28 protein-coding genes and 1 pseudogene are annotated in these 26023 nt (G+C 73.3%); 14 read left to right on the top strand and 15 right to left on the bottom strand.

All coding sequences use genetic code 11. The features are described from left to right. Positions 1–435: 435 nt before the first annotated feature. From OG335_RS02215 to OG335_RS02170, 10 genes are all read left to right on the top strand, one after another. Positions 436–801 carry a gas vesicle protein gene (locus OG335_RS02215; protein WP_405009246.1) on the top strand — a complete coding sequence of 122 codons (366 nt, stop codon included), beginning with the start codon at positions 436–438 and terminating at the stop codon, positions 799–801. A gap of 69 nt (positions 802–870) precedes the next feature. After that, on the top strand, positions 871–1317 hold the full coding sequence (locus OG335_RS02210; protein WP_405009245.1) for a gas vesicle structural protein GvpA: 447 nt from the start codon (positions 871–873) through the stop codon (positions 1315–1317). A 1-nt stretch (position 1318) separates the two neighbouring features. Beyond that, the gene (locus OG335_RS02205; RefSeq protein WP_405009244.1) at positions 1319–2032 is read left to right on the top strand and encodes a GvpL/GvpF family gas vesicle protein; all 714 of its coding nucleotides are present in this window, start codon (positions 1319–1321) and stop codon (positions 2030–2032) included. Between the two features lie 30 nt (positions 2033–2062). Continuing rightward, entirely contained in the window at positions 2063–2317 is a 255-nt protein-coding gene (locus OG335_RS02200; protein WP_405009243.1) for a gas vesicle protein GvpG, read from the top strand. 44 nt (positions 2318–2361) lie between these two features. Then, positions 2362–2835: a gas vesicle protein GvpJ gene (gene gvpJ, locus OG335_RS02195; RefSeq protein ID WP_405009242.1), complete on the top strand. Its 474-nt coding sequence runs from the start codon at positions 2362–2364 to the stop codon at positions 2833–2835. Further along, entirely contained in the window at positions 2832–3665 is an 834-nt protein-coding gene (locus OG335_RS02190; RefSeq protein WP_405009241.1) for a GvpL/GvpF family gas vesicle protein, read from the top strand. Before gvpJ ends, OG335_RS02190 begins: the two co-directional genes overlap by 4 nt. Continuing rightward, positions 3662–3904, top strand: coding sequence for a gas vesicle protein (locus OG335_RS02185; RefSeq protein WP_405009240.1), 243 nt, complete (start codon positions 3662–3664; stop codon positions 3902–3904). Before OG335_RS02190 ends, OG335_RS02185 begins: the two co-directional genes overlap by 4 nt. Next, positions 3901–4308 carry a gas vesicle protein K gene (locus tag OG335_RS02180; protein WP_405009239.1) on the top strand — a complete coding sequence of 136 codons (408 nt, stop codon included), beginning with the start codon at positions 3901–3903 and terminating at the stop codon, positions 4306–4308. The genes OG335_RS02185 and OG335_RS02180 overlap by 4 nt, the downstream gene beginning before the upstream one ends. A 255-nt stretch (positions 4309–4563) precedes the next feature. Next, the gene (locus OG335_RS02175; protein WP_405009238.1) at positions 4564–5100 is read left to right on the top strand and encodes a GNAT family N-acetyltransferase; all 537 of its coding nucleotides are present in this window, start codon (positions 4564–4566) and stop codon (positions 5098–5100) included. 380 nt (positions 5101–5480) lie between these two features. Then, a complete protein-coding gene (locus OG335_RS02170; RefSeq protein ID WP_405009237.1) occupies positions 5481–6602 on the top strand; it encodes a hypothetical protein in 1122 nt (373 codons plus the stop codon). Between the two features lie 96 nt (positions 6603–6698). Here the strand turns inward: OG335_RS02170 and OG335_RS02165 are convergent, their stop codons facing one another. Beyond that, entirely contained in the window at positions 6699–8276 is a 1578-nt protein-coding gene (locus OG335_RS02165; protein WP_405009236.1) for an ATP-binding protein, read from the bottom strand. Positions 8277–8503: 227 nt separating this feature from the next. Here OG335_RS02165 and OG335_RS02160 point away from each other — a divergent pair, with 227 nt between their 5' ends. After that, on the top strand, positions 8504–8935 hold the full coding sequence (locus OG335_RS02160) for a response regulator (protein ID WP_405009235.1): 432 nt from the start codon (positions 8504–8506) through the stop codon (positions 8933–8935). 127 nt (positions 8936–9062) lie between these two features. Here OG335_RS02160 and OG335_RS02155 read toward each other — a convergent pair whose 3' ends face one another. Then, positions 9063–10097 (bottom strand): transcriptional regulator, encoded by a 1035-nt coding sequence (locus tag OG335_RS02155; protein WP_405015286.1) that lies wholly within the window; start codon positions 10095–10097, stop codon positions 9063–9065. Between the two features lie 126 nt (positions 10098–10223). Further along, a pseudogene (locus OG335_RS02150) lies at positions 10224–10415 on the bottom strand (helix-turn-helix domain-containing protein); the annotation flags it as partial. 193 nt (positions 10416–10608) lie between these two features. Between OG335_RS02150 and OG335_RS02145 the strand changes: the two are divergent. The 3 genes from OG335_RS02145 to OG335_RS02135 all read left to right on the top strand — a co-directional run bounded on the left by OG335_RS02145 (position 10609) and on the right by OG335_RS02135 (position 12159). After that, the gene (locus tag OG335_RS02145) at positions 10609–10860 is read left to right on the top strand and encodes a DUF397 domain-containing protein (protein WP_405009234.1); all 252 of its coding nucleotides are present in this window, start codon (positions 10609–10611) and stop codon (positions 10858–10860) included. A 95-nt stretch (positions 10861–10955) separates the two neighbouring features. Next, a complete protein-coding gene (locus tag OG335_RS02140) occupies positions 10956–11801 on the top strand; it encodes a JmjC domain-containing protein (RefSeq protein WP_405009233.1) in 846 nt (281 codons plus the stop codon). Between the two features lie 46 nt (positions 11802–11847). Beyond that, positions 11848–12159: a DUF6087 family protein gene (locus tag OG335_RS02135; RefSeq protein ID WP_405009232.1), complete on the top strand. Its 312-nt coding sequence runs from the start codon at positions 11848–11850 to the stop codon at positions 12157–12159. A 258-nt stretch (positions 12160–12417) separates the two neighbouring features. Here OG335_RS02135 and OG335_RS02130 read toward each other — a convergent pair whose 3' ends face one another. From OG335_RS02130 to aroF, 12 genes are all read right to left on the bottom strand, one after another. Next, complete coding sequence (locus OG335_RS02130) at positions 12418–14061, bottom strand: alpha-amylase family protein (RefSeq protein WP_405009231.1); 1644 nt, start codon at positions 14059–14061, stop codon at positions 12418–12420. After that, the gene (locus OG335_RS02125; protein ID WP_405009230.1) at positions 14052–15803 is read right to left on the bottom strand and encodes an alpha-glucosidase; all 1752 of its coding nucleotides are present in this window, start codon (positions 15801–15803) and stop codon (positions 14052–14054) included. The genes OG335_RS02130 and OG335_RS02125 overlap by 10 nt, the downstream gene beginning before the upstream one ends. 128 nt (positions 15804–15931) lie before the next feature. Continuing rightward, complete coding sequence (locus OG335_RS02120; protein ID WP_405009229.1) at positions 15932–16681, bottom strand: sulfite exporter TauE/SafE family protein; 750 nt, start codon at positions 16679–16681, stop codon at positions 15932–15934. A 16-nt stretch (positions 16682–16697) separates the two neighbouring features. Further along, positions 16698–17237, bottom strand: a complete 540-nt coding sequence (locus tag OG335_RS02115) for a flavin reductase family protein (RefSeq protein WP_405009228.1) — start codon at positions 17235–17237, stop codon at positions 16698–16700. Then, complete coding sequence (locus OG335_RS02110) at positions 17234–18295, bottom strand: MupA/Atu3671 family FMN-dependent luciferase-like monooxygenase (protein WP_405009227.1); 1062 nt, start codon at positions 18293–18295, stop codon at positions 17234–17236. The genes OG335_RS02115 and OG335_RS02110 overlap by 4 nt, the downstream gene beginning before the upstream one ends. Before the next feature lie 17 nt (positions 18296–18312). Next, positions 18313–20166 carry an asparagine synthase (glutamine-hydrolyzing) gene (asnB, locus tag OG335_RS02105; protein ID WP_405009226.1) on the bottom strand — a complete coding sequence of 618 codons (1854 nt, stop codon included), beginning with the start codon at positions 20164–20166 and terminating at the stop codon, positions 18313–18315. A gap of 29 nt (positions 20167–20195) precedes the next feature. Continuing rightward, the gene (locus tag OG335_RS02100; protein WP_405009225.1) at positions 20196–20444 is read right to left on the bottom strand and encodes an acyl carrier protein; all 249 of its coding nucleotides are present in this window, start codon (positions 20442–20444) and stop codon (positions 20196–20198) included. Positions 20445–20472: 28 nt separating this feature from the next. Next, the gene (locus tag OG335_RS02095; protein ID WP_405009224.1) at positions 20473–21528 is read right to left on the bottom strand and encodes a hypothetical protein; all 1056 of its coding nucleotides are present in this window, start codon (positions 21526–21528) and stop codon (positions 20473–20475) included. A 13-nt stretch (positions 21529–21541) separates the two neighbouring features. Then, on the bottom strand, positions 21542–22555 hold the full coding sequence (locus OG335_RS02090; RefSeq protein ID WP_405009223.1) for a 3-oxoacyl-ACP synthase III family protein: 1014 nt from the start codon (positions 22553–22555) through the stop codon (positions 21542–21544). After that, entirely contained in the window at positions 22552–23946 is a 1395-nt protein-coding gene (locus OG335_RS02085; protein WP_405009222.1) for an MATE family efflux transporter, read from the bottom strand. The genes OG335_RS02090 and OG335_RS02085 overlap by 4 nt, the downstream gene beginning before the upstream one ends. Then, positions 23943–25034: a glycine oxidase ThiO gene (gene thiO, locus OG335_RS02080; protein WP_405009221.1), complete on the bottom strand. Its 1092-nt coding sequence runs from the start codon at positions 25032–25034 to the stop codon at positions 23943–23945. Before thiO ends, OG335_RS02085 begins: the two co-directional genes overlap by 4 nt. Next, complete coding sequence (gene aroF / locus OG335_RS02075; RefSeq protein ID WP_405009220.1) at positions 25031–26017, bottom strand: 3-deoxy-7-phosphoheptulonate synthase; 987 nt, start codon at positions 26015–26017, stop codon at positions 25031–25033. The genes thiO and aroF overlap by 4 nt, the downstream gene beginning before the upstream one ends. Positions 26018–26023: the final 6 nt, after the last annotated feature.

The following is a 26023-nucleotide window of genomic DNA, read 5'->3' as shown; positions in this document are numbered from 1 at the left end:
GGAGCACCGGAGCACTCCGTGTCGGAGAGTCCCTGCCGGGCTGAGGCGCGCAGCGTCACCTGCGCGGAGGGGCAGCCCGGTGCGGTGCACGACGCTCACGCCGTGACGCCTCGTCACGCACGCCCCGGACCGGTGCTCACGGCGGGCAGGGGCCACGACGGACGAGCACGAGCAGCGGGGCACCGTACTGCGCGCCCGTACCACCAGTCTGGGCAGTCAACCCGGCGAGCGCACGTGGGGCGCCGGATCATGCACGGCGCTGCGGCTCGCGCAAGCAGGGATGTCCTCGCCCTGTGCCCACGCGGGCCTTCGGGCCGTGAACGGCCCGAAGGCCCGCCGTGCGCGGCCGATCCCCCGGAGGGAGGATGGGTGGGCAGCATGAAGCACAGTGCCCGTGGGGGCAACCCGCAATTTCTCCGAGCCCGGAGCAGGCAGATGGTCGCAGGCAGGGAGGACGGCGCCAGACCGCGCAGACCTGCCCCGAAGCGTGCACCCGATGCGGACGAGGCCCCCCGCCGCCGTCCGGCATCGCGCAGGCGACGCGTCTCGGCACCGGACGCGATGCGCAACGCCGCCGAGCAGCTCGCCCAACTCCTCGGCCGGCAACCGGAGTCCGTGTCGGCGCTGAAGCCGACGGAGGAGGGCTGGCAGGCCGACGTCGAGGTGATGGAACTGGAACGGATACCGGACACGACCAGCGTGCTCGCCAGCTATCGCGTCACGCTCGACGAGGAGGGCGAACTCCTCGCCTACGAGCGGGTCCGCCGCTACAGCCGGGGGCAGATCGACCGTCCGACCTGACTCGTCCGGGTCCCGTGGGGCACGTGCCGTCCGGGCGTCCAGTGGGCCGGCGAGGCGAAAGGAGGCGCCATGACCGTGGTGCCGCAAAGCCAAGCCGGTGTCCCCGCCCGAGGCGGGAGCACCGGAAGTCTCTACGACATTCTCGAACTGATCCTGGACCGCGGCCTGGTGATCGACGTCTTCGTGCGGGTCTCCCTGGTCGGCATCGAGATCCTCAAGATCGACATCCGCATCGTCGTCGCCAGCGTCGACACCTACCTGCGGTTCGCCGAGGCATGCAACCGTCTCGACCTGGAAGCCGGTCGCAAGGCCCCCGCGCAGCTCACCGACATCGTCGGGCAGGTCACCGAGGGCGGGGCGCACGGCAAGAGCAAGGGCGCGCTCTCGGGCGCCGTGGAGGCGGTGACCGACACCCTCCACCTGGGACGCGACCAAGACGACGAGGAGGAGCAGAAGGAACCCGCACCCAAGCGCGAACGGCCGGCCCGCAGGCCCACCCGGCGCCGGGAGGAATGACGTGCCCGTCTACGTGTACTCCGTCACCGCTGCCGACCACCCCCTGCACCTGGACGGCCTCGACGGCGTGGGCGCGCCCCCCTCGCACCTGCGCACCGTCCGCTCGGGGCCCCTGTGTGCGACGGTCAGCGACGCCCCGCCCGACCTGCGGCCCAAACGCCGCGACCTCGCCGCACACCAGGCCGTCCAGGAACGGCTCATGGCCGACGGCACCGTGCTGCCGCTGCGATTCGGCCTCACCGCCCCCGACGACGACGCGGTGCGGGAGGCCCTCCACCAACGCCGCGAGGAGTACCTGGAACGGCTCACCGCCCTGGAGGGCTGCGCGGAGTACCACCTGAAGGCCGCCGTCGAGGAGGACTCCCTGCTGCGGGAGATCCTCCTGGAGTCCGCCGAGGCCCGGCAGCTCAACGACGACATCACCGGTGGCAGCCGCAGCCCCGACCTGCCGCTGGCCCTCGGCGAGATCGTCGCCCAGGAGGTCCGGGCCCGTCACCTCGCGCTCGCCACCGGCATCACCGAGGCCCTTCGGCCCCACGCCCGCCAGGACGTGGTCTCCGAGCCGACCGGCCAGGACTTCCTGAACGTCTCCTTCCTCGTCGACCACGAGCACCGGGAGCTCTTCCTCACCGCGGAGAAGGGCCTCGCCGCCGAGCTCGGCGGCGACTTCGACCTCCGGCTGCACGGCCCCCTGCCCGCCTACAGCTTCGTGTGAGAACAGCTTCGTGCGAGAAAGGAGAAGGCCGTGGGCCTGCTCACCCAGATCCTCACCCTCCCGCTGGCACCGGTACGCGGCACCGTCTGGGTACTGGAACGCGTCGTGGAGACCGCGGAGAACGAGTACTACGACCCCGGACCCGTCGAACGGGAACTCGCCGCGCTGGAGAAGGCGCTGCTCGCCGGCGAGATCGACGACGAGACGTTCGACCGGCGGGAGGACGAACTCCTCGACCGGCTCGACGAGATCAGGGCGTACCGGCAGCAGCAGTCCGGCACCTGACCGCACGCACCGCAGCACCCGGCCCGGAAGGAGGCGACGACGCCGTGACCGAACCCGTCGCCGGCAGGCTCGGCTCGTTCCCCTCCCGCTCCGCACCGCCGACGGGCCAGTCGTCGGCAAGCCTCGCCGACATCCTCGAACGCGTGCTCGACAAGGGCATCGTCATCGCCGGGGACATCCAGATCAACCTCCTCGACATCGAACTGCTCACCATCAAGCTGCGCCTGCTGATCGCGTCCGTCGACAAGGCCAAGGAAATGGGCATCGACTGGTGGGAACACGACCCGTCCCTCTCCTCCCGGGCGGGGAGCAGCCCGTCGCTGGAGGAGGAGAACCGGCGCCTCCGCGAACAGATCGAAGAACTGCGCGCCGGAGCCGCCCTGCCGCCCGCCGAGGACACGGACACGGACACGGACACCGACACCGACACGTCTGCCGAGGAGACGACCGAACGACGCGCCCGCTCGAAGCGCCCGCCGCCTCGCGCCCGCCCCACCACCGATCGGGACCGGCCGTGACGGCCCGGCACCTCGTCTACGCCTACGCCGTGGCACGGCGCACCGAGGGGCTGCAGCAGGCCGTCGCCGCGATCGTCGGGGTGGCCTCCTCACCGGTGGAGCTCGTACCGCCCACCCGCGGCCACGACCCGGTGGCGATCACGGGCCCGGTGCCCGCCGGTGACTTCGGCGAGGACGCCCTCCGTACCCACCTCGAAGAGCTGCCGTGGCTGGAGACGCTCGCCCGCGTCCACCACACGGTGGTCGAAGCGGTCGCACGGCACACCACCGTCCTGCCGCTGCGCCTGGCCACGGTCTACCTCGACGACGAGCGGGTGCGTTCCATGCTCGACGAGCGCCAGGACATGTTCCTCGCCCGCCTCGCCGAGCTGGCCGGCCGGGTGGAGTGGGGTGTGAAGCTCTACCTCGACGACGCGGCCCTTCAGCCGGCGTCCACCCCGGACGACATCAGTCCGGGCCGCGCCTACCTCCTCCATCGTCGTGCCGAGCAGCACCACCGGCAGGACGCCTACGAGGTGGCCCGGACGGCCGTCGAGCGGGTCGACGCCGCCGCCGGACCGCACGCCGTCGACCGTGTGCGCCACCGCGTACAGCAGGGGGAACTCGCTGCGGGGCCCGGCACCAACGTCGCCAACGATGCCTACCTGGTCCCCGAGGACCACGCCGCGGCCTTCCGAGCGGACGTCCTGCGGTCGGCCGACGGCCTGCCCGGTGTGCGGGTCGTCATCACCGGGCCCTGGGCTCCCTACTCCTTCGCCGGGCTTGAGCAGAACGCGGCACGGCCGAACGAACAGGATGCCGTCCGCCCGGACCGGGGGCCCGCCTCATGACGACGGTCGACGGCCCTCCGGCCGGCTCCGACGGGCCCCTGCCGCAGCGGCAGGTCGCCCTCATCGACCTGCTGGACCGCCTGCTCGGCAGCGGCGTCGTCCTCACCGGGGACGTCGTCCTGTCCATCGCCGACATCGACCTCGTCCGGATCTCCCTGCGAGCGCTCGTCGTCTCCGTCACCGAGCGGACTCCCGTTCCCTGGGCGACGGCCGTCGGACCCGGGCGCGAACCGCCATGACCGGCGAAGCCCGCCACCCGGACCGCTTCGGTGAGATCGCCGAGGCGGCCGGCCGCGCCTTCCACCTGCTGCCGGCCACCTCCGGTGACACCCGCCCCTCCGCACTCCCCGCATCCGGGCACCTGCCACGCAGGATCACCACCGCCCCGGACACCGTCGAACGCGACCTCATGAAACTGGTCCTCACCGTCGTGGAGCTCCTGCGGCAGCTCATCGAACGGCAGGCGGTTCGCCGGGTCGAGGCCGGCGGCCTCACGGAGGAGCAGGAGGAGACCCTGGGGGTCACCCTCATGACACTCCACGACCGCATGACCGAACTCTGCACCCGCTACGACCTGACCCTCCAGGACCTCAACCTCGACCTCGGACCGCTCGGACCACTGCTGCCCCCACCGCCCGACTGATCGCTTGCCGCTCGGCCGTACCCCGGGACCGGCGCCGTCCTGTCGGACGCCGACCGCGGCGTCGGAGCGGTGCGTGGGGCCTGGCCGCGGTACCGGGACACCGGGCGGTCGACCGCAGGCGCCTGCGGCGTGCGGCGGTGACGTGCAGGGACGACGGGCCCGGCCTGCCGGATCCAGGCCAGCCGTTCGGGCGAAGTAGCATGGCCGCCTCCCCGGCGACAGCATGAAGTGAGGCATCCCGTGCACACCGATCCCATGTCCGGGTCACACCTGCCCGGCGCCCCCGTGCGGCTCCGGCCCGCGACCGGGCAGGACGCCGACTTCCTGGCGGACGTCCTGCTGGAGGCCTTCAACTGGGACGGGGCCCGGCACACCTCGGCGGAGATGCTGCGGATGCCGCACATCGCGCACTACGTCACCGGCTGGCCCCGGGCGGGAGACTTCGGGGTGGTGGCCGAGGACGACACCGGCCGGCCGATCGGCGCCGTGTGGGCGCGGACCTTTCCGGCCGACGATCCGGGCTACGGTCACGTCGCCCCCGACGTACCGGAGTTGACTCTCGGCGTGCTCCCGGGGCACCGCGGCCGCGGCGTCGGGAGCGCCCTCCTGGACGCGCTGGTGGAGACGGCGGCCCGGTCCTCCGTCGACCTCCTGAGCCTCAGCGTGGAGGACGGCAACCCGGCCGTCCGCCTCTACGCCGCCCGTGGCTTCACCGTCGTCGGACGCGAAGGGGAGTCGGACACGATGCTGCTGCGGCTCGCCGGGCCGACCCCGGAGCGTCCGGAGGTCTGAACGACGCGGCGGAGCCCCGGACCAGGGACCCCCGCCCGGTATCTGACACGCCCTCACCCGACACTCCGTCACCGGCCGCCGCCGGAGCCGGGCACCACCCGCGCCGAGCAGCGGCGTGTCCGCGCCGGCTGACGTCCGCCGACGACCGGGCGCCTGCGCGGGAAAACGACGGGACCGGCCCCGGCGGGCCCGCTACAGTACCGATGTGGCCGTCGTAGCGATCTCTCGCCGATTTACCGGCCCCCCGGCCCCCGAAGGGCGCCGCAGGGGTCGGACCTCGCCACGTCTCCGGAGCTGAGTCGGCCGATCCCACCGTGCGGCCAGGCCCAGGGGCCGGGGGGTTCTCGACCCCCGTCACCGCTCCTGGCCAGGAGGCCGACATGCCCGCCCACCTCTCCACCGAACAGCTCGCCCGTGACCTGTCCGTCCGGGACCTCACCGATCCCGCCGCCGGGCCGCACGCCCTGCAGCTCGTCCTCGACCGCGCCGTCGATGCGCTGGCGGAGCGCTGGGGCTGCGAAGTCCGCCGGTACCGCGGCGAGCGCACCGTCACCGTCGAGGACAACTACGACAATCTCGGCTACGACCCGGGCGACGTCACGCGCGAGGCCCGCTACACCCGGTACGTCGACGACCGGACCATGCTGCGCAGCCACTCCAGCGCGCTGGTCCCGGCCGCGCTGCGTGCGCTGGCCGCGGACCCGGCCGACGACGTGCTCCTCGTCTGCCCCGGCCTGGTCTACCGCCGCGACAGCATCGACCGCCTGCACACCGGCACTCCCCATCAGCTCGACCTGTGGCGCGTGACCCGCCGCCCGGCCCCGACGACGACCGCGGATCTGGACGAGATGGTCACGACACTCGTCGACGGTCTCCTCCCCGGCGCGATTCACCGCCACGAGGACCGTGTCCACCCGTACACGCTCGCCGGCCGCCAGGTGGACGTCGACCGGGACGGTGAATGGATCGAGATCGCGGAGTGCGGGCTGGCGCACCCGCAGGTGCTCGGGCGGGCCGGCCTCGGCGCCTCGTGGAGCGGTCTCGCGCTCGGCATGGGGCTCGACCGGATGCTGATGCTGCTCAAGGGCATCCCGGACATCCGCCTCCTGCGCTCGGCCGAGCCCTCCGTCGCCGCACAGATGGCGGACCTGGCTCCCTACCGGCCCGTGTCCGCCATGCCCCCCGTCCGGCGGGACCTCTCCGTCGCCGTCGACCGGGACGACCTGGCAGAGGACCTCGGCGATCGGGTGCGCGACGCCCTCGGGCCGGACGCCGACTGCGTGGAGACCGTCGAGATCCGCGCCGAGACGCCGTGCAGCGAACTCCCGCCGCAGGCCCTGGAACGCCTCGGAGCCCGTTCGGACCAGAAGAACGTCCTCCTCACGGTGGTCCTGCGGCACCTGGACCGCACCCTCACCGACCACGACGCCAACCTGCTGCGCGACCGCATCTACGCCGCCGTCCACCGGGGCAGCGCCCACCAGTGGGCCTCGGGCGGCTGACGGGGGCGGCCCGGCCGGTGCAGGGCTGTGGTCGTCGGGCGTGGTCGTCGTCGGGCGCGGTCTTCGGAGTCCGGTTGCCCGGGCGCGGCTGGCGGGTCAGGAGCCGGGGAGGGTGAAGGTGAGGCGGGTGCCGGGTGCGTGGCGGGGGTCGAGGGCGATGGTGCCGCCGTGGTACTCGACGATCTTCTTGCACATGGCCAGGCCGATGCCGTTCCCCTCGTAGGCCTCGCGGGTGTGCAGGCGCTGGAAGATGACGAAGACCCGCTCGGCGAACTCGGGTTCGATGCCGATGCCGTTGTCCTCGACCGCGAACGTCCAGGTGCCGTCGGCGTCCCGGGCCGCGCCGAGGTGGATGCGCGGGGGGCGTTCGGGGGAGCGGAACTTGACGGCGTTGCCGATCAGGTTCTGCAGGAGCATGCCGAGCTGGGTGGGGTCGCCGTCGAGGGTGGGGAGCGGGTCACGGGTGATCCGGGCGCCGCTCTCCTCGATGGCGATGCTGAGCGTGTCGAGGGTCCGGTCGGCCAGGGCGTCGAGGTCGACCGGCAGCCGGGCGTCCATGGTCCGCCCGACGCGGGAGAAGGTGAGGAGGTCGTTGATGAGGGTCTGCATGCGCCCGGCGCCGTCGACGGCGAAGTCGATGTACTGGTTGGCCCTGGCGTCCAGCGCATCCGCGTAACGGCGCTGCAGGAGCTGGCAGAAGCTGGCGACCTTGCGCAGGGGCTCCTGGAGGTCGTGCGAGGCCACGTAGGCGAACTGCTCGAGTTCCGCGTTGGAGCGGCGCAGGTCCGCCGCCTGCCGGTCGAGGTCGAGGCGGGCCCGCTCCTTGAGGGCGACCTCCTCGGTCAGGCGGCGGCGCATCGCGTCCACGTCGGCGGCGAGGGCCTGCAGGTCCGCCGGGCCGGTGGGGGTGATGCGGTGGGCGAAATCGCCGGCGCTGACCCGGCGGGCGTCCGCGCCGAGACGGGTGAGGGGCCCGGTCACGCCGCGCCGCAGGCCCTCGAAGACGAGCGCGGTCATGAGCAGGACGACGGCGCCGATGGCGATGAAGACGGTGTCGCGCAGGCGGCGTGCCGCGGCCAGGTCGGCCCGGCCTGCGGCGCGTTCGTCCTGCAGGTGCTGCTGCTGCGCGGTCAGTGCCGTGCGCACGTCGTCGAACGTCTGCCTCCCGCGGTCGGCGCTCGGCACGTCGTCGGGGGCCGGCGCGCCGGGAGGCAGGGCGGCGACCGGCCGGGCGACGCTCTCCTGCCACACCCGGGCGCACGCCAGTACGGCGTCGAGGTCGGCGTTGTCGCGATCGGTCCGATCGGTCCCGGCGAGGGAGCGCAGCACGGCGACGGCGGAGGCCTGCTGGCGCAGCCCCAGCGTGTAGGGCTGGAGGAACTCGCTCCGGCCGGTGGCGCCGTAGCCGCGTATGCCGGTCTCCTGGTTGATCAGGGCGCTCTCCAGCCGGACGGAGGCGATGAGCGCGGGCGAGGAGCGGTCCACGAGGTGGTCGGAGACGGCCGCCGCGTGGTCGAGGGCCCAGGCCCCGACCGTACCGAGCGCGCACAGCACCACCAGCGCGGTGCCCACGCCGGCCCTGAGCCACCGCCGGGTCGTCCACCGCGCCACGCCCCTGCGGTCGGCCGCGGCCGTCGGGAGCGCCGGTGCGGCGGCCTGCTGCTCCTGGGCCATGACGACATCCTCCCCCTCGGCCGGCCTTCGACCGGTCCGCCCCTGCGCCGTGCGGTGCACCCGGCGTACCGCACTGTACTTGGCGACGCCGCGCCGGACGGTCGTGCCGGTCGCCTATGATGCGCGCATGCCGGGTACCGTCGCCGTCGTCACCCGGCGGACAGCGGGCACGGGACGTACGTACCTCCCATCTGCGACCGCACGCGACAGACACCCAGGAGATCACCATGATCACGCTCGCCCCCGGACGCCCCTACCGCGTGCTGCTCGTCGAGGACGACGCCGCCGACGCGATGCTCATCGAGGAGGCGCTGGAGGAGAAGGCGCAGCGCGACATCGTGCGGGTCGGCAACGGCGAGGACGCCCTGGAGCACCTGCGCGCGGAGGGGGCCCTGCTGCCGGACCTGATCGTGCTGGACCTCAACATGCCGCGCATGAACGGCCGTGAGCTGCTGGACATCATCAAGATCGACGAGAGCCTCAAGTCGATCCCCGTGGTCGTGCTCACCACCTCGGCCGCACCCGACGACGTGACCGGTGCGTACCGTCGGCACGCCAACGCCTACGTGACCAAGCCCGTCCAGCTCGACGACTTCACCCGGGCCGTGCAGAGCATCGACTCCTTCTACCTGGACACGGCCGTGACGCCGAGCGACTGACGTCCCGTCGGATTTTCCGCCGGTCGGCCGGATCCGCCCGCGGAGGAGAGCTCGCGGCGAGCCGGCTTCGTGGCGCAGCCTCCCGCAGACGTGGTCGGACGGTCGAGCGCTCGCACCGGGTAGGGCGTCAGACGGTGGCGGCACCGGTCCGGCGGGCGAACTCCCGCAGCCCGGGCACCGGTGAGGGCGAGTACAGCAGGTCGGCGGTCAGCGCGCGGAGCGCCGGTCGGCGCACCTCTTCCGGGGCGGCCTGCTCGACGAGGCGCAGCGCGGCGAAGGTGCGGCGGTGGTCTCCGAGCTGGTGCCACATGCGGGCGGCGTCGGTGCCGAGACGTGCGCGGCGTTCCGCGGTCGGCATCGATGCGGGGGTGAGGCGTGCGGCGTACGGTACCGCCTCGTCGGGCGTGCCGAGAGCGTTGTGCACGCCGATCCAGTACAGGTCGCGCTGCGTCGCGGTGGCGTCGACGGTGAACAGCGGCGATGCCGGGGCGCCGCCCGGGATGCGGCGGATGGCGTCCTCGGCGCCGGACATGAGGTCGAGGGCGTCGGTCCGGTGCCGATCGCAGGCCGCGGTGTACGCCGCGGTGAGGAGCAGGGTGGCGCCGACGGCGCGGGGCGCGGCGCCGCTCTGCCCGGTGAGGTCTGCGGCGGTGCGGCGCAGCAGGTCGACGGCGGCGGCGGGCCGGCCGGAGCGGCGCATGGTGATGGCAAGGACCCGGGCTGCTTCGCCGATGACGACGGGGCTGCCTCCGGCGCGGGCGGCGGCGAGCGCGCGGTCCGCGGCGGCCCAGGCCATGTCGGAGTGCTGCTTCACCGCGAGTTCGGTCGCCAGGATGTAGGCCCGGGCGATGGCGGCGTGGGCCCGCTCGCGGGCGGCGCCGGCCGCTGCGCGGCCGGCCTCGGCGGCGCCCAGGAGTGCAGGCAGGGCCTGGCCGAGGCGGCCGTAGCGTGCCGCGGTGAACTCGTTGCGGGCGGAGGTGAGCGCACGATCCAGGACGGCCGCCGGTACGGGCCCGCTGGGCTCCGGGGCGTAGAGGGCGCGTTCCAGGGCGGCGGTCGGGTCGTCGCCGACCGGGCCGGTGCGCGGCGCCGCGGTGGCGGGGGAGGGAATCAGGGCGGCGGTGGTGCCGACGATCCCGGCCAGCAGTTCTCGACGTCGCACGGGATCCTCCTGCTGAGCGGGCATCACATCCACTGCCACCCTAACCGTCGCCCCTGTGGCGGTGGCAGAGATCGCGCCAGCGTGCCGTGATGCCGGTACCGGTACGACGCCGAGGCGCTGCGGGGGCAGTTGCAGGGCCTCGGCGATGCGCAGCAGTGTCTCGGGCGTCGGGCGCAGTGAACCGGCCTCCACGCGGCTCACGGTGGATGCGGAGTAGCCGCAGCGCCGGCCGAGCTCTCCTTGGGTCATTCGTGCCGCAGCTCGGGCGCCTCGGACGACTGCTCCGATATCCCGGCCGCCGACCGTCTGCACCGCCATCAGTCCTCCAACCCGGCGGAGTGGCAACCGCCCTGACGGTACACCCAGGGCGACGGTCCGTGCACATTCTGTGCGCGTTCCGCACGTCGGTTGCACGTCCGTGCCGGGCTGACGACCGGGACCGCCCGTCGACGGTTACCTGGTTGCACGGCAGCCGGACCCGGTTGCCGGACCCGGTGGAAGGGACACCACGATGAGCCACGCCATCACCGTCGACGGCTACGACCCGCTCGGCGCCCCGAACGGCCTGCGCTGGGAGAAGTCCAGCAAGTCGAACGTCAACAACCTCGACGACTCGATCGGCGTCGCCGTCGACGACGCCGGGCAGGTCCGGATCGGCATCACCACCGACCCGGCGCAGGTACCGCTCACCGCGACCCGCACGAAGCTCGCCGCGTTCGTGGCCGGCGCGAAGGCCGGCGAGTTCGACCACCTGATCGCCTGACCCCTGGTTCGGCCGGGCCGTCCGCTGTGGCGCGCATTCGCGGGCGTCCCGGCCCCCGCCCCGTCGCTTTCCTGTCTCACCCCGCTGGAGCCCGCATGTCCGTCCTCGCCACGCTGGTCGACGACCCGAAGTCGTTCCTCGCCTCATGGCCCGAGCGGCCGACCGTCCACGACGTCGACCGCGACCGGCTCGCTGTCCTCTTCGACCGCGACGCCGCGCGGCAGGTCGTCGCCGACCCGGCGCTGTGTCCCATCGAGCTCGGCATGGTCCACCGCGGCGCTCCTTCGCCGCTGCCACCGGACGCCGATCATCCGACACACACCCTGGTCCTCAACGGCCTGCACCTGTCGTGGCCGCCGCTGCGCGACGCCGTGCGGCGCCTCGCCGCAGAGCTCGGCCACCCCGTCACGGCGAACGTCTACCTCACCCCGCCGCAATCCACCGGGTACGGGCCGCACTGGGACACCCATCACGTCTTCCTCGCCCAGGCCGAGGGCGCCAAGACGTGGCGCCTGCACCCGCCGATCGTCACCGATCCGCTCAGCCGGCACCGCTGGACCGCGGTCGGCTTCACCACGGAGCAGCTCGACCGGGTCCATGACCGGGCCGAGTCGGTCGTGCTGCGGGCCGGCCAGGTGCTCTTCATCCCCCGCGGCTGGGTCCACTTCGGGCACACCACCGCGGAGCACTCCCTGCACGTCACCTTCGGCGTGCAGCTCCTCACCCGGCACTGGCTTCTCCAGCAGCTCCTCGACCAGGCCGTCGAGGACCCGGCGGTGCGCGCTGCGCTGCCGCCCGACCTCAGCTCGTACGCGGTCGAGGATCTCGTCACCCGGGCCCGGTCGGTCCTGCTCGCCCACCTCGGCCGGCCGGACATCCCCGCAGCCGGCCGACCCGTGTATCTCGCACAACAGCGGGCCGTCGTGGCCGTGGGCGGCTAACCTCGGCTCAGGCCGCCACTGCTCCGTCGGCGAGAGGATCCGCGACGTGCCCGTCCCCGGCGATGAACCGCTGCCCGACTGGTACGCCGACCGCGTCGGCCTGAAGCCTCCGGTCGGCACCCGGGACGCGTTCGTCCTCGACGGCGAGCCCCGGCCCGGCGGACACCCGCTGTTCAAGGACGTGCCACGTCTTGTCGTCGAGTGGGACGGCCAGGAGTGGCAGCCGGTCGCGGTCGCGGACACCTACGCCGTGGCCTACCAGATGATCACTGCCGGCGGCGGGCCGCCGCTCTTCCCACAAGCCGACACGCCGGTGCCGCTGCTACGGCGAGGCACCGGTCGCCACCGGCGGCGCTGACTCGCCGCCCGGGCCCGCGGGGGTGTGAAGGCCGCCCGGTCCTCGGAGCGCGGGTGGCAGCCGGTGGCGCCGCCGTGGGTGCGGTGCTCGACGACAACGGCATGTCCGAGCGCCGAGCGCGTTTCGTCCCGGGCGGCGGTGGCCGCACCGATCGTGCGCGCGGGCAACCCCTGCCGCCGGCCCGCGCGGCCGGACTCCTGCGAGGGGCGGCGGGCCACGGGAGCGCCGGCGGCGGGCGTGGCGGGGAACGGGACCCGGTCAGGCCCGTTCGATCCGCAGCCAGCGGTAGCCGTACGGCGCGAGCGCGGTGCCCGGTCCGTCGGTGGACCCGGCCGCGGCTCCCGTCAGCACGTCGGTCAGGAGGCCCGCCGGGAGGCCCTTCGGTGTGGCCGTGACCTGCCGGTCGGCGAAGTTGTGCAGCGCCAGGACCGCGCCGTCCGGGGTGGAGCTGAGGTGGGCGAGGACGGCGGGGTCGCCCGAGTCGAGCACCTCGCAGCGGCCCCACGCCAGTTCCGGGGCCTCGCGGTACCCCTGGACGAAGGAGCGCATCCGGGCCAGCAGCGAGCCGGGGTCGTGTGCCTGGTCGCGCACGTTGACGTGCTCGGGACCGAACCTGCCCCGGGTCAGCGGCCGGGGGTAGCGGGCCGGGTCGGCCACGGAGAAGCCGGCCGTCGGTTCCGGGGTCCACTGCATGGGTGTGCGCACGGCGAGCCGGCCCTCGGCGTCGGGGTTCTCGGCCATGCCGATCTCCTCCCCGTAGAAGAGCACGGGCGTGCCCGGCAGGGTGAACAGCAGGCTGTAGGCGAGTTCGATCCGGCGCCGGTCGCCGTCGACCATGGCAGGGAGCCGGCGGCGCAGGCCCCGTCCGTACAGCTGCAGGTCCGGCTCCGGGCCGAACGCCGCGAAGACCTCGGCGCGTTCCGGCTCCGAGAGCTTGTCGAGGGTGAGTTCGTCGTGGTTGCGGACGAACGTCGCCCACTGCCCGTCCCGGGGCGGCGGCGGCCGCTCCCGCAGTGACCGGGCCAGTGGGGCGGCCTCCCGCCTCGCCATCGACAGGTACATCTGCTGCATGCCGATGAAGTCGAAGCACATCGTCAGCTCGCCGCCGGAGACGGGGTCGCCGAAGAACGCGCGCGTCTCCTCGTACGGCAGGTTGACCTCGCCCAGCAGCATCGCCTCGCCGTTGCGGCGGCCGGCGAAGGCCCGCAGACCGGCCAGGAAGCCGTGCGGGTCCGGGAGGTTCACGGCGTCGACCTGTCCGGTGGTCTCCAGGAGGAACGGCACCGCGTCGACCCTGAATCCGGACAGGCCCAGCTGCATCCAGAAGCCCATGATCCGCGCTATCTCGTCGCGCACCTCGGGGTTGGTGATGTTGAGGTCGGGCTGCTCCCGGTAGAAGCGGTGGAAGTAGTACTGGCCGGTGGCCCCGTGGTAGTGCCACAGGCTCTTCTCCGCGTCGGGGAAGGTGAGGCCCTGCGGGCCGTCCGCCGGCGGGCTGTCGCTCCACACGTACCAGTCGCGGCGGGCGGCGTCCCGGCCGGAGCAGGCGTCCAGGAACCACGGGTGGTGGTCGGAGGTGTGGTTGACCACCAGGTCGGCGATGACCCGGAGCCCGCGGTCGCGGGCCGCGCGGACGAACTCGGTGAACTCCCCGAAGGTGCCGAGCCGGGGGTCGACGGCGTAGTAGTCGGTGATGTCGTAGCCGTCGTCGCGTCCGCGGGTCGGCTGGAACGGCATCAGCCACAGACAGGTCACACCGAGCCGCACCAGGTGGTCGAGCCGCCCGGTGAGACCGGTGAAGTCGCCGACCCCGTCCCCGTCGCCGTCCTGGTAGGTCTCGACGTCCACGCAGTACACCACCGCGTTCTTCCACCACAGGTCGGCGGTGGCGGTCAGTCGCATCGGGCGGCGCTCCCTTCGGTGCGGCGGTGCACGCGCGCCTCCCAGGGCGCGAGGACGGTCGCGGTCCCCGGTTCCGCCGGGCCGGTGCCGGGTACGTTCCCCAGGATCCGTTCGGCCTCCCGCCACTGCGGCGGCAGGTCGAGCCGGACGCTCGCGCCGGTGAAGTTCCCGATGACCAGCAGCGTCGTGTCCCGGTGGCTGCGGGTGAACGCGTAGACCCGCTCGTCCTCCGGCAGCAGCATCGTGAAGTCCCCGTGCACGACCGCCGGTTCGCTGTGGCGCAGGGCGATCAGCCGCCGGTAGTGGTGGTAGACCGACGCCGGGTCGCGCCGGGCGGCGGCGGCGTTGACGGTGGTGTGGTCGGGGTTGACCGCGATCCACGGGGTCCCGGTGCTGAACCCGGCGCCCGGCGAGGCGTCCCACTGCATCGGGGTCCGGGCGTTGTCCCGGCCCATCGCCCGCAGGCCGCGCAGCACCTGCTCCGGGTCCTCGCCCGCCGCCAGCGCCTGCGCGTGGTGGTTGAGCGACTCGATGTCCCGGAAGTCCCCGATCGAGGCGAACGGGGCGTTGGCCATCCCCAGTTCCTCGCCCTGGTAGACGAAGGGCGTGCCGCGGTGCAGGTGCAGGACGGTGGCGAGCATGGTGGCCGACCGGACCCGGTGGAGGGGGCCGTCGTCGCCGAACCGGGAGACGATCCGGGGCTGGTCGTGGTTGTTCCAGTAGAGGCTGTTCCAGCCGGTGGCGGCGAGACCCTCCTGCCAGCGGGCCAGGGACGCCTTCAGGTCCGTCAGGCGCAGCGGGCGCGGGTCGAACTTGCCGCCGGGGCCGTGGTCCAGGCTCACGTGCTCGAACTGGAAGACCATGTCGACCTCGGCCCGCGCCGGATCGGTGAACAGCCGCGCCTGCTCGACCGTCACCCCCGGCATCTCGCCCACGGTCAGCAGCCGGTCCGGACGCTGCGCGAACACCTCGCGGTGCATCTCCTGCAGGTGGTCGTGCACGCGCGGCCCGCAGACGTAGGACGGCGAGCCGTCGCCCTGCAGTCCGTCGCCGCGCAGCGGGCCGTCCGGCAGGGCCGGGTCCTTGGAGATCAGGTTGACGACGTCCATCCGGAAGCCGTCCACCCCGCGCTCAAGCCACCAGCGCATCATCGCGTACACGGCGTGCCGCACGGCCGGCTCCTCCCAGTTGAGGTCCGGCTGCCGGGAGGAGAACAGGTGGAGGTAGTACTCGCCGCCGGGCTCGTCGTACGTCCAGGCCGGGCCGGAGAAGAACGAGCCCCAGTTGTTCGGCTCGGCGCCGGCCGCCCCGGCCTCCCCGCGCGGCGGCCGCCACAGGTACCACGAGCGCTTGGGGCTCGCCGGGTCGCGGGACTCCTGGAACCACGGGTGCCGGTCCGAGGTGTGGTTCACCACGAGGTCCATCACCAGCCGCATGCCGCGCCCGTGCACGGCGGCCAGCAGCCGGTCGAAGGCCGCCAGGTCGCCGAAGAGCGGGTCGATGTCCTGGTAGTCGCTGATGTCGTACCCGTTGTCGGCCTGCGGAGACGGGTAGACCGGCGAGAGCCACAGCACGTCGACACCCAGCTCCGCCAGGTGGTCGAGCCGGCCCGTGATGCCGTCCAGGTCGCCGATCCCGTCGCCGTCGGAGTCGGCGAAGCTGCGGGGATAGACCTGGTACACGACGGCGGACCTCCACCACGCACCGTCCTCGGACGGCGCGCTCCCGGTCGTCGGGGTCATGGGACCGCCTCTCCTGCTCTCGTCGGACCGGCCTCACCTCTCTCCTGCCCCGGGGCGCCGGAACCACCCGCCCGGGCGGCCCGCCGTCCGCCGCCGGCCCGCCCGGGCTGCCGGCCGGCCCCTGTCGTTCACCGGGACCCGAGGATCAGGTCGGCCACGGCGAGCAGTCCGATCGCGGCGATCGCGCACCGCAGGGCCGTCGGCGGCAGCAGCCGGCCGTACCGGGAGCCGAGCAGGCCCCCGACCGTCGACCCGGCCGCTATGAGCGCGGCGACGCGCCAGTCGACGGTGGTGAAGACGGCGAAGACGATCGCGGCCACCAGGTTCACCGTCAGCGCCAGGGCGTTCTTCACGGCGTTCAGGCGCTGCAGGTGCTCGGTCGTCAGTGCGCCGAGCAGCCCGATGAGGACGACGCCCTGCGCGGCGCCGAAGTAGCCGCCGTAGATGCCGGTGGCGAACACGCCGGACCGCAGCCACGCACCGCCGCGCCGGTGGCCGGCGGAGGGCCGGCGGGCCAGGAGCGGCTGGACGAGCACCAGCACGCAGGCCGTGCCGATCAGCACGGGCACGACCGCCCGGAACCAGGCGGACGGCAGGCGGAGCAGCAGGAGGCTGCCGATCAGCGCGCCGGTGCCGGCGGCCGCTGCGAGCCGCCGGAGGAGCGGGCCCTGTCCGGTGAGCTCCCGGCGGTAGCCGTAGACCGCACCGCCCATTCCCGGTACGAGCCCGACGTTGTTGGACACGGTCGCCAGGATGGGCGGGTAGCCCATCGCGATCAGCGCGGGGAACGTGATCAGCGAACCCGAGCCGACCACCGCGTTGACGGCACCCGCTCCCGTGGCGGCGAGCGTCAGCCATCCGAGGTCCCATCCGTGCACGGCTGCTCCGAACTCCTCATGGCCGCCGGTGGTCCGGTTCCGCGCCGAGGCGGCTGCGGCTGAACAGCAGGGCAGGCTCCTCCGACAGCAGGCCGAACGCCTGTACGGCACCGACGAGGATGGTGTGGTCGCCGGCCGGGTGGGTGGATTCGACGACACAGTCGAAGTAGGCGATCCCGCCGAGCAGCACCGGCGAGCCGGTACGCCGGGCGGGCGCGTGGGCGACGCCGGAGAACGCGGCGCGGCCCCGGGCCCGGGACGGGTCCGCGAACGACCGTGCCGTCCGCTCCTGGAGGGAGCTCAGCACGGTCACCGCGAACCCGTCGCCGGACAGCACCCGGCCGGTCGTCGGGGAACCGGTCCGGAGTACCGCCAGGACCAGCAGCGGGTCGAGCGACACGGTGGTGAACGCGTTCACCGTCATGCCGTGCGGCTCCTCGTCCCGCGTGCAGGTCAGCACGGTCACCCCGGTGGGAAACCGGCCGGCCGCGTGCCGGAACTCACCGGGCGGGTTCTCCGGCAGCCGCACGCGGTCCGCGCTGTCGGTGCGGGTCATCGGCCCTCTTCCGAGGTGGCCGCCCGCAGCGAGCCGAGGAGGTCGAAACCCGCCACGACCCTGTCCCGGTCGACCCCGAAGTCGATGAGGCAGGCGATCTCGTCGACGTCGGCCTTCCGGACCCGCTCGACGACGTCGACGGCCTTGTCGACGGTGCCGAGCAGACCGCCCTCGTCGAAGTACCGCTCGAAGGAGCGCTCGACCATGGCATCGAGATGCCGGGGGCTGAGCGCCGCGGGGTCCACCCGCCGGCCCTTCGGGCTGGAGCTCATGGTGAGGCCGGCGAAGCTGCGGAGGTAGGCGCACAACGGTGCCCGGACGGTCTCCCTGGCGACGTCCTCGTCCTCGTGCAGGTACGCGTGGAGCATGAGGACGACGTGCCCGCGGTCCTCGTCCGAACCGGACCGGGCCGCGTACTCCTCACGGTAGAGCGCGACCTTGCGGGACAGCTCCTCCAGGTCCTGCCCGACGAGGTGGGTCAGCAGTCCGGCCCGCGCGCGGCCCGCCGCCCGGAACGTCTCGGGGCCGCCCGAACTCGTGATCCAGACCGGGAGTTCGGCCTGCACGGGACGCGGGTAGGACCGCACGAGCTGCGGCTCGCCCTCGCCGTCGAGGACGGACAGCGAGCCGCCGCGCCACAGTTCGCGCACCTCCTCGACGGTGGTTTCCAGCTTCGCCTTGCGGTCCGCGAAGTTCTCCGGACGCAGCGCGAAGTCCTGCGGATGCCATCCGGAGGCGAACGACACGCCGACCCGTCCGCGGGAGAGGTTGTCGACCACCGCCCACTCCTCGGCGATGCGCACCGGGTGGTGCAGCGGTGCCACCACGCTCCCCGCGCGGATGCCGACCCGCTCGGTGACGGCCGCGACGGCCGCCCCCAGCACGGACGGGTTCGGGTAGATGCCGCCGAACTCGTGGAAGTGCCGTTCCGGTGTCCACACCGCAGTGAAGCCGTGGGTGTCGGCGAACTTCGCCCCTTCGAGCAGCAGGCCGTACCGGTCCGTCGAACCGGCCTCCGCCTCCTGCTCGTTGGCGAAGTAGAACAGACTGAAGTCCATCGTCTTGCCGTCCTCCGTCAGATGTCGAGGGTCACGTCGTACGCCGACAGCCAGCGGTTGAGCCAGAGCGCCATCTCCAGGCCGCCGCGGCTGTACGGGAGGCTCGTCGCGCTCAGCGACCGGTCCAGGACCTTGTCCACCCTGGCCCGGTCCAGGAGCGGGTGCACCGGCGCGTTCGGGTCGGCGAGCACCCCGGCCATCTCGGCCCGCAGCGCGGCCTCGTAGCCCGGGTCCTGGGTCGCCGGGTACGGGGTCTTCTTCCGCTCCAGGATCGACGCCGGCAGCAGGTCACGGGCCGCCGCGCGCAGCAGGCTCTTCTCCTGGCCGTCGAACGTCTTCATCTCCCACGGCGTGTTGAACACGTACTCGACCAGCCGGTGGTCGCAGAACGGCACACGGACCTCCAGGCCGACCGCCATGCTCATGCGGTCCTTGCGGTCGAGGAGGGTCTGCACGAACCGCGTCAGGTTGAGGTACGACACCTTGCGCATCCGCCGGTCGACATCGCTCTCCCCGGCCAGCACGGGCACCTCGGCCACGGCGTCGGCGTACCGGTCGGCCCGGTAGCCGGCTATGTCGAGCTTCTCCCGCAGGCCGCCGTCGAGCAGCGACGTACCGCCGAAGTACCGGGCCGACCCGGAGGTGAGCCACGGGAACGTGGTCGCGTCGATCGCCTCCGGCCGGTGGAACCAGAGGTAGCCGCCGAACAGCTCGTCGGCGGACTCGCCCGAGAGCGCCACCGTCGAGTGCCGCCGGACCGCCTGGAACAGGAGGTAGAGCGAGGGCCACATGTCGCCCCAGAACGCCGGCGGCACGTCGGTCGCCCGGAGCACCGCCGCCCGGACCGCCGGCTCCGACAGCTCGCTGCTGTCCAGCAGGATCTCCTGGTGGACGGTGCCGACGTGCGCGGCCAGGTCCCGGACGAACGGCGCGTCGGGGGCGCCCCGCACCGCGTCGGGCTGGAAGCTGTCGGGCGCGCCCTTGAAGTCCACCGAGAACGAGTTCACGCGGCCGCGGCCCTCGCGCTCCAGCACCCCCGCGGCGATCGCCGTGATCGTCGAGGAGTCCAGGCCGCCGGAGAGCAGCGTGCACACCGGCACGTCCGAGATCAGCTGCCGGGCGACGATGTCCTCCAGCAGGTCCCGGACGTGTCCGACGGTCTGCTCGCGGGTGTCGGTGTGCGGGGCCGCCTCCAGCGTCCAGTACCGGGACTTCGTGATGCCCGTCGCGTCGACCCGGACGATCTCGCCCGGAACGACCTCGTGCATGCCGCCGAACACCGCGGCCCCGGGCGTCTTCACCATGTCCAGCGCCTCGCACAGGCCCGCCCGGTCGACGGTCCGGCGGGCCTGCGGGTTCGCCAGGATCGCCTTCGGCTCCGAACCGAACAGGACCCCGCCCGGCGTCGGGTAGTAGAAGAGCGGCTTCACGCCCATCCGGTCGCGGACGAGAACGAGCTCCTGGCGCACCGCGTCCCAGATGCCGATCGCGAACATGCCGTTGAGGCGGCGGGCGAAGTCCGTGCCCCACTGCAGGTAGGCCCGCAGGACGACCTCGGTGTCGCTGTTCGTCCGGAACGCGTGGCCGTGCCCGATCAGCTCCGTGCGGAGCTCACGGTAGTTGTAGACCTCGCCGCAGAAGGTGAGGGCCGCGAGCGTGCGATCGCCGTCGTGGTCGGCGACCATCGGCTGCTTGCCGCCTTCGAGGTCGATGATCGACAGCCGCCGGTGCCCCAGCGCGATCGGACCGGAGATCCACATGCCCTCCTCGTCCGGTCCGCGGCAGTCCATGGTCCGGGTCATCAGCCGCACGAGCTCGTGATCGCGTTCGAGCCCGCGGTCACGGTCGAACCAACCGGTAATTCCGCACACGTCGTGTGTTCTCCGTTCTTGAGTCGTCGCTAGGCGAGGAGGGCGTCGACGAGCGCGAGGAGCTCGCGCGGCGTCTTCGCGTCGGAGGTGACCGACGCGGGGAGCTCGATGCCGTACCGGCGCTCCAGCTGGGAGACCGCGTTGAGCAGCGTCAGCGAGTCGTACCCGAGCGCGTCGAACGCGACGTCGAGCACGTCCGGCGTCGGCTCGACCGGGTCCTCGAAGTCGTTGCACTCGTTGAGCAGCTCGATCAGTGCGTCGAGCGTGAGCTTCTCCATCGGGAGGCCTTTCGTCGGGATGGCTGCTTCAGAGGGAGGGGCCGGGGCGGAGCACCGCGTCGACCGATGCGACGAGGGCTTGCAGGAAGTCCGGGTCGAACGGCCCGTAGGTGCGCCGGCCGTCGGCCGCGCGGGGCGACATCAGGTGCCCGAGCCGCGGATGGACCGTCAGCTGCGAACGGACGCCGTGCGCGAGCGCCGCGTGGTGCAGGAGGTGGGCGTGCCGGGGCGGCGTCGTCCAGTCCTCGGCACCCACGTGGATCGTCATCCGGCCGGAGATCCCGGCCAGCCGGCGGTACGGAGCGGGCTGCGCGAACCAGTCACGCCAGAACGAGGCCGGAGCGGACTCCTCGCCGTGCCCCAGCGCCCGCTCCTCCCAGGTGTCGTACGCGAACGCGAGCTCGGCGCGGAGCAGTTCGAGATCGGCTTTCGACCCGAAGCGGTCGACCAGGTCGAAGTCCTCCCACCACCCGCTGCGCCCGGTGGCGTCGGCCTGCGCCGCGGCGAGGTCGACGGTGCCGTCCGCGCCGGCGAATCCGGCGGCGACCAGCCATTCCAGGCGCCGGTCCAGGCCCATCCACCGCTGGAACACCGGGCGGGCCTCGGCGCTCGGGGCGACGACCGCCAGGTGGCTCTCGCCGCCGAGGCGCTCGGCCGCGGCCACCGCCACCTCGGCGCCCATCGAGACGCCCAGCAGCAGCACGCGGCCGTCGTCCACGTCGGGGTGGGCCCGTACCCGTTCGACCACCCGGACGGCGTCGTCGACGAGGCCGGTGAAGGTGAAGCGGGGTGAGCCGGCGCCGTCGCGGCGGTCCTCGGTCAGGAAGCGGGTGTCGAACGCGGCCGCGGCGAGTCCGGCCCGGACCAGGGCGCCACCCAGGTCGTCGAACAGCCGGACCGGGCCGGTCCCGGAGGCCTCGGCGGGCAGGAAGGCGTCGCGGTCCCAGGCGCCGAACGGGTGCAGCATCACGACGGCCGGGACGGTCCGGCCGGGCGGGATCCCGTTCGGCAACCGCAGCGCCGCGCTGCGGTCGCCGTCGAACGGCAGGTCGTCGGTGCGGTCGAAGACAGTGTCGTCGGTCATGTCCGTCACCGTCTCAGACCCGTACGAGGCTGCAGAACCACTGCATGCCCCCGGACAGGCCGGCGAGCGCCACGAGGTCACCGGGGGCGAGTTCGTCCCGCTCGTCGTAGACGCTCAGGCAGAGCAGCTGGTCGGCGCAGCCGACGTGGCTCAGCTCGGCGGCGAGCGCCGCGTTCGTCCGCTCCAGCGGGATGCCGGTCGCCCTGGCGACGCCGGCCAGCGAGTGCTGGTTGTCGTTCAGGTAGATCAGGCGCCGGATCTCCGACATCGACACGCCGGCCCGCTTGCAGGCGCGCTCCACGACGGCGGTCACCTGGTGGTCGACGTCCTTGACGAACTGGGCGAGCTGCTCGGGTTCGCGGCGGAAGTGCTGGTGGACGAGGGCCAGTTGGTCCACGTCGAGGTTCCCGCCGGTGGGCGCCGCGCTGCCGCCGTACTCGACGCGGAAGAAGTCCACGTAGCGCGGGTCGACGATCTGATCGGTCGCCAGCCACTGCAGCCGGCCGTGCCCTCGCTCGACCACCGCGGCGGCGGCGCCGTCGCTGCCGAGGCACGTGTTGTTGCGCATCCGGTTGATGTGCGCCTCGCTGACCCGGTGCACCGCGACCAGCAGGACACGCCGGATGTCGTCCCGGACGGCCATCAGCCCGGCGATCTGCTGGAGCGCGGTCACCGCGGACGCGCAGCCCTGGGTGGCGAGCAGGGTCGGCGTCGTCCCCAGGCCGAGCTCGCGGGCGACGGCGGCGGAGGCGTCCCAGTTGAGGTACTCCGGCACTCCGCTGTCGGCCACCACCAGGTAGTCGACGTCGGACGCCGTGAGACCGGCGGAGTCGAGCGCCCGGCGGGCGGCGTCCGCGGCCATGCGGGTCTGGCCGACGCCCGGGGCGGCCCGGTGGTAGGTGCGGTACCCCCAGCGGATCACCCGGTCGGGGTCGTCGACGTAGGAGCCGGCCGTCTCGGCGACGTCGCAGGGCTCGCCCAGCACGTGGGCGAGGGAGGCGATTCCGAGCGTCACGGGCGGGTTCATGCCGTAACCTCCTTGGCTTTGAGAATCTGACGGGCCGACAGCACGAGGAGGACCGTCGTCTGCGTCCCGGCGTTGACGATCATGGCGATCCATGCCCCCGTCAGCCCCAGCGGCGTGAGTGCGAGCAGTGGTGCCAGGCAGAGCTGCAGGGCTGCGCCGGCCGTGGTGGAGGTGGCCAGCGCACGGCCGTGGCCGCCGCCCAGGAAGATGCCGCTCAGGGTGACGTTGCAGAGCAACAGGGTGATGTAGACCGCGAGCCAGGGGATCTGGCCGTGGGCCGCGGTGCGGATCGCCGCCTCGTTCGTGACCGCGTCCACCGCGAGGCCGCCGAAGGCCAGCACCGCCAGGCCGCCGAGGAGGGACCAGGCGACGCCGAGCCGCACCGACGACGAGCGGCTCGCCGCGAGCAGCACGTCGTCCGTGGCGCCCTTGGCCCGGGCCGCGACGATGGTCGCGGCCTGCCGCATCGCGTACGCCGCCATGGTGAGGAAGAGGAGCGTCCGTGTCACGGTGCCGTACGCGGCGACCTCGTCCGTCCCGAAGCGGGCCACCACGCCGACGATCAGCATGCCGGCGGTCATCCGGACCAGGAAGTCCACGCCCAGCGGCAGGCCGGCCCGCAGGATCTCCCGGACCGGGCCCGGCCCGGGAGCGGCCGGCGCCTCCGGAGCGGCGCTCATCTCGCGCAGCAGCGGGGACCGCCGGTAGAGCCTCCAGGTCACCGCCAGCGTGACCGCCCGCGACGCGACCAGGGCCAGCGCCGAGCCGGTGACGCCGAGCCGCGGGGCGCCCAGCCAGCCGTAGATGAGCACCGGGTCGGCGACGACGAGGATCACGTTCGACAGGACGGCCATGCGCATCGGCGTGCGGGTGTCCCCGTTGGCCTTGAACGTGCTGTCCAGGAGGTACTGGCCGTAGAACACCGCTATGCCCGGTACCGCGACGGTCAGGTAGTCGACCGACAGCCGGACCGCCGCCGCCTCGTCCGAGCCGAGCACCAGTCTCGCCAGCGGCTCCCGCAGCGCGAAAAGTACCACACAGATCACCGCGGTGACGGCGGCGGTGAGACGGAACGCGGCACGCAACACCGGCCGCAGCCGCGCGTGTTCGCTCGCGCCGACGGCGCGCGACAGCAGGATCGTCGTGCCGCCGCTGACCGCCAGGATGACGCTCATGAGCACGTTCTCGAGGGTGCTCGCCATGGTCACGGTGGCCAGGGCGGGACCCCCGAGCCGCGCGATCCAGACGACCGAGATGATGCCGGCGATGACGCCCGACATGAGCTCGATGTACACCGGCCAGGCGACGGGCAGCAGGCGCGCCGGGTCCAGCCATCCCATCACCGGCCGACGTCCCGTCGGCGGTGCGGTGAGCACGGGTGGAGCTGTCATCGCGACGCGGTTTCCTTCGCTGGTCGGAATCGTCGAGGGGTGAATGCCGCCGGAATCCCGTCGTCACCGGTGACCAGCAACCCGGTCATCAGATCCGCCGCGACCGGCGCGAGCAGGACGCCGTGCCGGTAGTGCCCGGTGCAGACGTAGGCACCGGGGCGGCCCGGGACGCGCCCCATGACGGGCAGGTGGTCGGGGGTGTCGGGCCGCAGGCCCACCCTGGTCGCCGCCACCTCGTGGCCGGCCAGCGCCGGCACCAGCGCGACCGCCTTGCGCAGCAGAGCATCGGTGGCCTGCGCCGAGGGCCGCACGTCGAAACCCGTGTGGTCCAGGGTGGCGGCGACGATCGTCTCGTGGCCGTCCCGGCCCGCCAGGTAGACGGGCTCGCCCCGCACCACGCCCCGGATGCCGTGCCGGAGTCCGGGGCCGCCGGACGGATCCCGCAGCAGCACCACCTGGCCCCGCACCGGCGTGACCGGGAAGTCGCACAGCGAGGGCGACCACGCCCCGGCGGTGACGAGCACCGAGCCGGCCGAGACCTCGTCGAGCGACCGGACCCGTCGGTCGACGTAGCGGACCCCGAGCGCCTGCCCGGCGGCGCGCAACGCCAGCCGGACCCGCTGCGCGTCGACGTGGTGGTCCTCGGTGGCGAAACCGCCGCCGCTGCTCCCGGCCGAGAGCAGCGGCTCCCGGGCCCGTAGTCCGTCGGCGTCCAGCGGTGTGCACGGGACGTCGAAGCCGTCGCGGAAGCCGTACATCGCGGCCAGCCGCGCGCGGTCCTCGACGCCGTGGGCGACCAGGAGCAGGCCGTCGGTCGCGTACCCGAGGTCGATCCCGCTCGCGGCGGTGAGCTCCGCGGCGAACGCGGGCCAGCCGCGGCGGGCCTCGTGGGCGAACTCCAGCAGGGCCGGATCGGGGAAGTCGGCCTCGCTCACCGGCGCGAGCATGCCGGGTGCGACCGCGGAGGCCGTCCCCGGGATCTCCTCGTGGTAGACGTGCACGTCGAGCCCGAGCCGGGCGCAGCGCCACGCCACCGCCAGGCCGATGACCCCGCCGCCGATCACGGCGACGTCCGGACGCCGCGTCATCGGGCCCGCCCGGCCGGTTCGGGCTCACCGGGCGCCAGCCTTCGGCCCAGGCTCGTGAGGACGTCGCGCAGCGTGTCGGCGAGGTCGAACCAGCGGTCCCGGTCGAGGGCCTGATCGCCGTCGCACAGTGCGGACGGCGGGTCGGGGTGGATGTCGACGAGCAGTCCGTCGGCGCCGACCGCCGCGGCGGCCAGCGCGAGCGGCTTGACCAGGTGGCGGTGGCCGGTGCCGTGGCTGGGGTCGACGATGACGGGCAGGTGGCTTCTGTGCTTGACCACGGCGACCGCGCTGAGGTCCAGCGTGAACCGGGTCGCCGGCTCGAAGCTCCGGATCCCGCGCTCGCACAGCACGACGTCGGGGTTGCCGGCGGCGAGCACGTACTCGGCCGCCTGCAGCCACTCGCCGACGGTGCACCCGAACCCGCGCTTGAGCAGGACCGGCCGCCCGGCCCGGCCGACGGCTCTGAGCAGGGTGAAGTTCTGTGCGTTGCGGGTGCCGATCTGGAGCACGTCGGCGTGCTCGGCGACCAGGTCGACCGTCTCCGCGTCGACGACCTCGGTCACGACGGGCAGGCCGGACTCGGCCCTGATCTTGGCCATGATCCGCAGGCCCTCGTCCCCCAGGCCCTGGAAGCTGTAGGGAGAGCTCCGCGGCTTGTAGGCGCCGCCGCGCAGCGCGACGGCGCCGCCGGCCCTGGCCATCGCCACCGAGGCGGACATCTGCTCGTGGCTCTCGACCGCGCAGGGGCCCGCGATCAGGGCGAAGTCGACACCGCCGACCGTCGCCGACCCGCCGAGGCCGACGACGGATCCGAGCGGAGCGGCCTCCCGGTCGGTCAGCGGCGCGTCCGAGTGGTCGGCCACCGTCCGCCGCACCAGCCCGGCCTCGTGGAGCGCTTCGGCCGGTGCGGGCTGATCGCCCGGCACGTGCACCAGCAGCTGGTCACCGATTCGGCACATGGTGGTGCCGTGCGGGGTGGGCACGCGGGC

This window comes from Kitasatospora sp. NBC_01539 (assembly GCF_045040525.1).
GTDB lineage: Bacteria > Actinomycetota > Actinomycetes > Streptomycetales > Streptomycetaceae > Kitasatospora.
The sequence above is the reverse complement of the archived record's forward strand: the minus strand, read 5'-3'. Positions and strand labels throughout refer to the sequence as shown.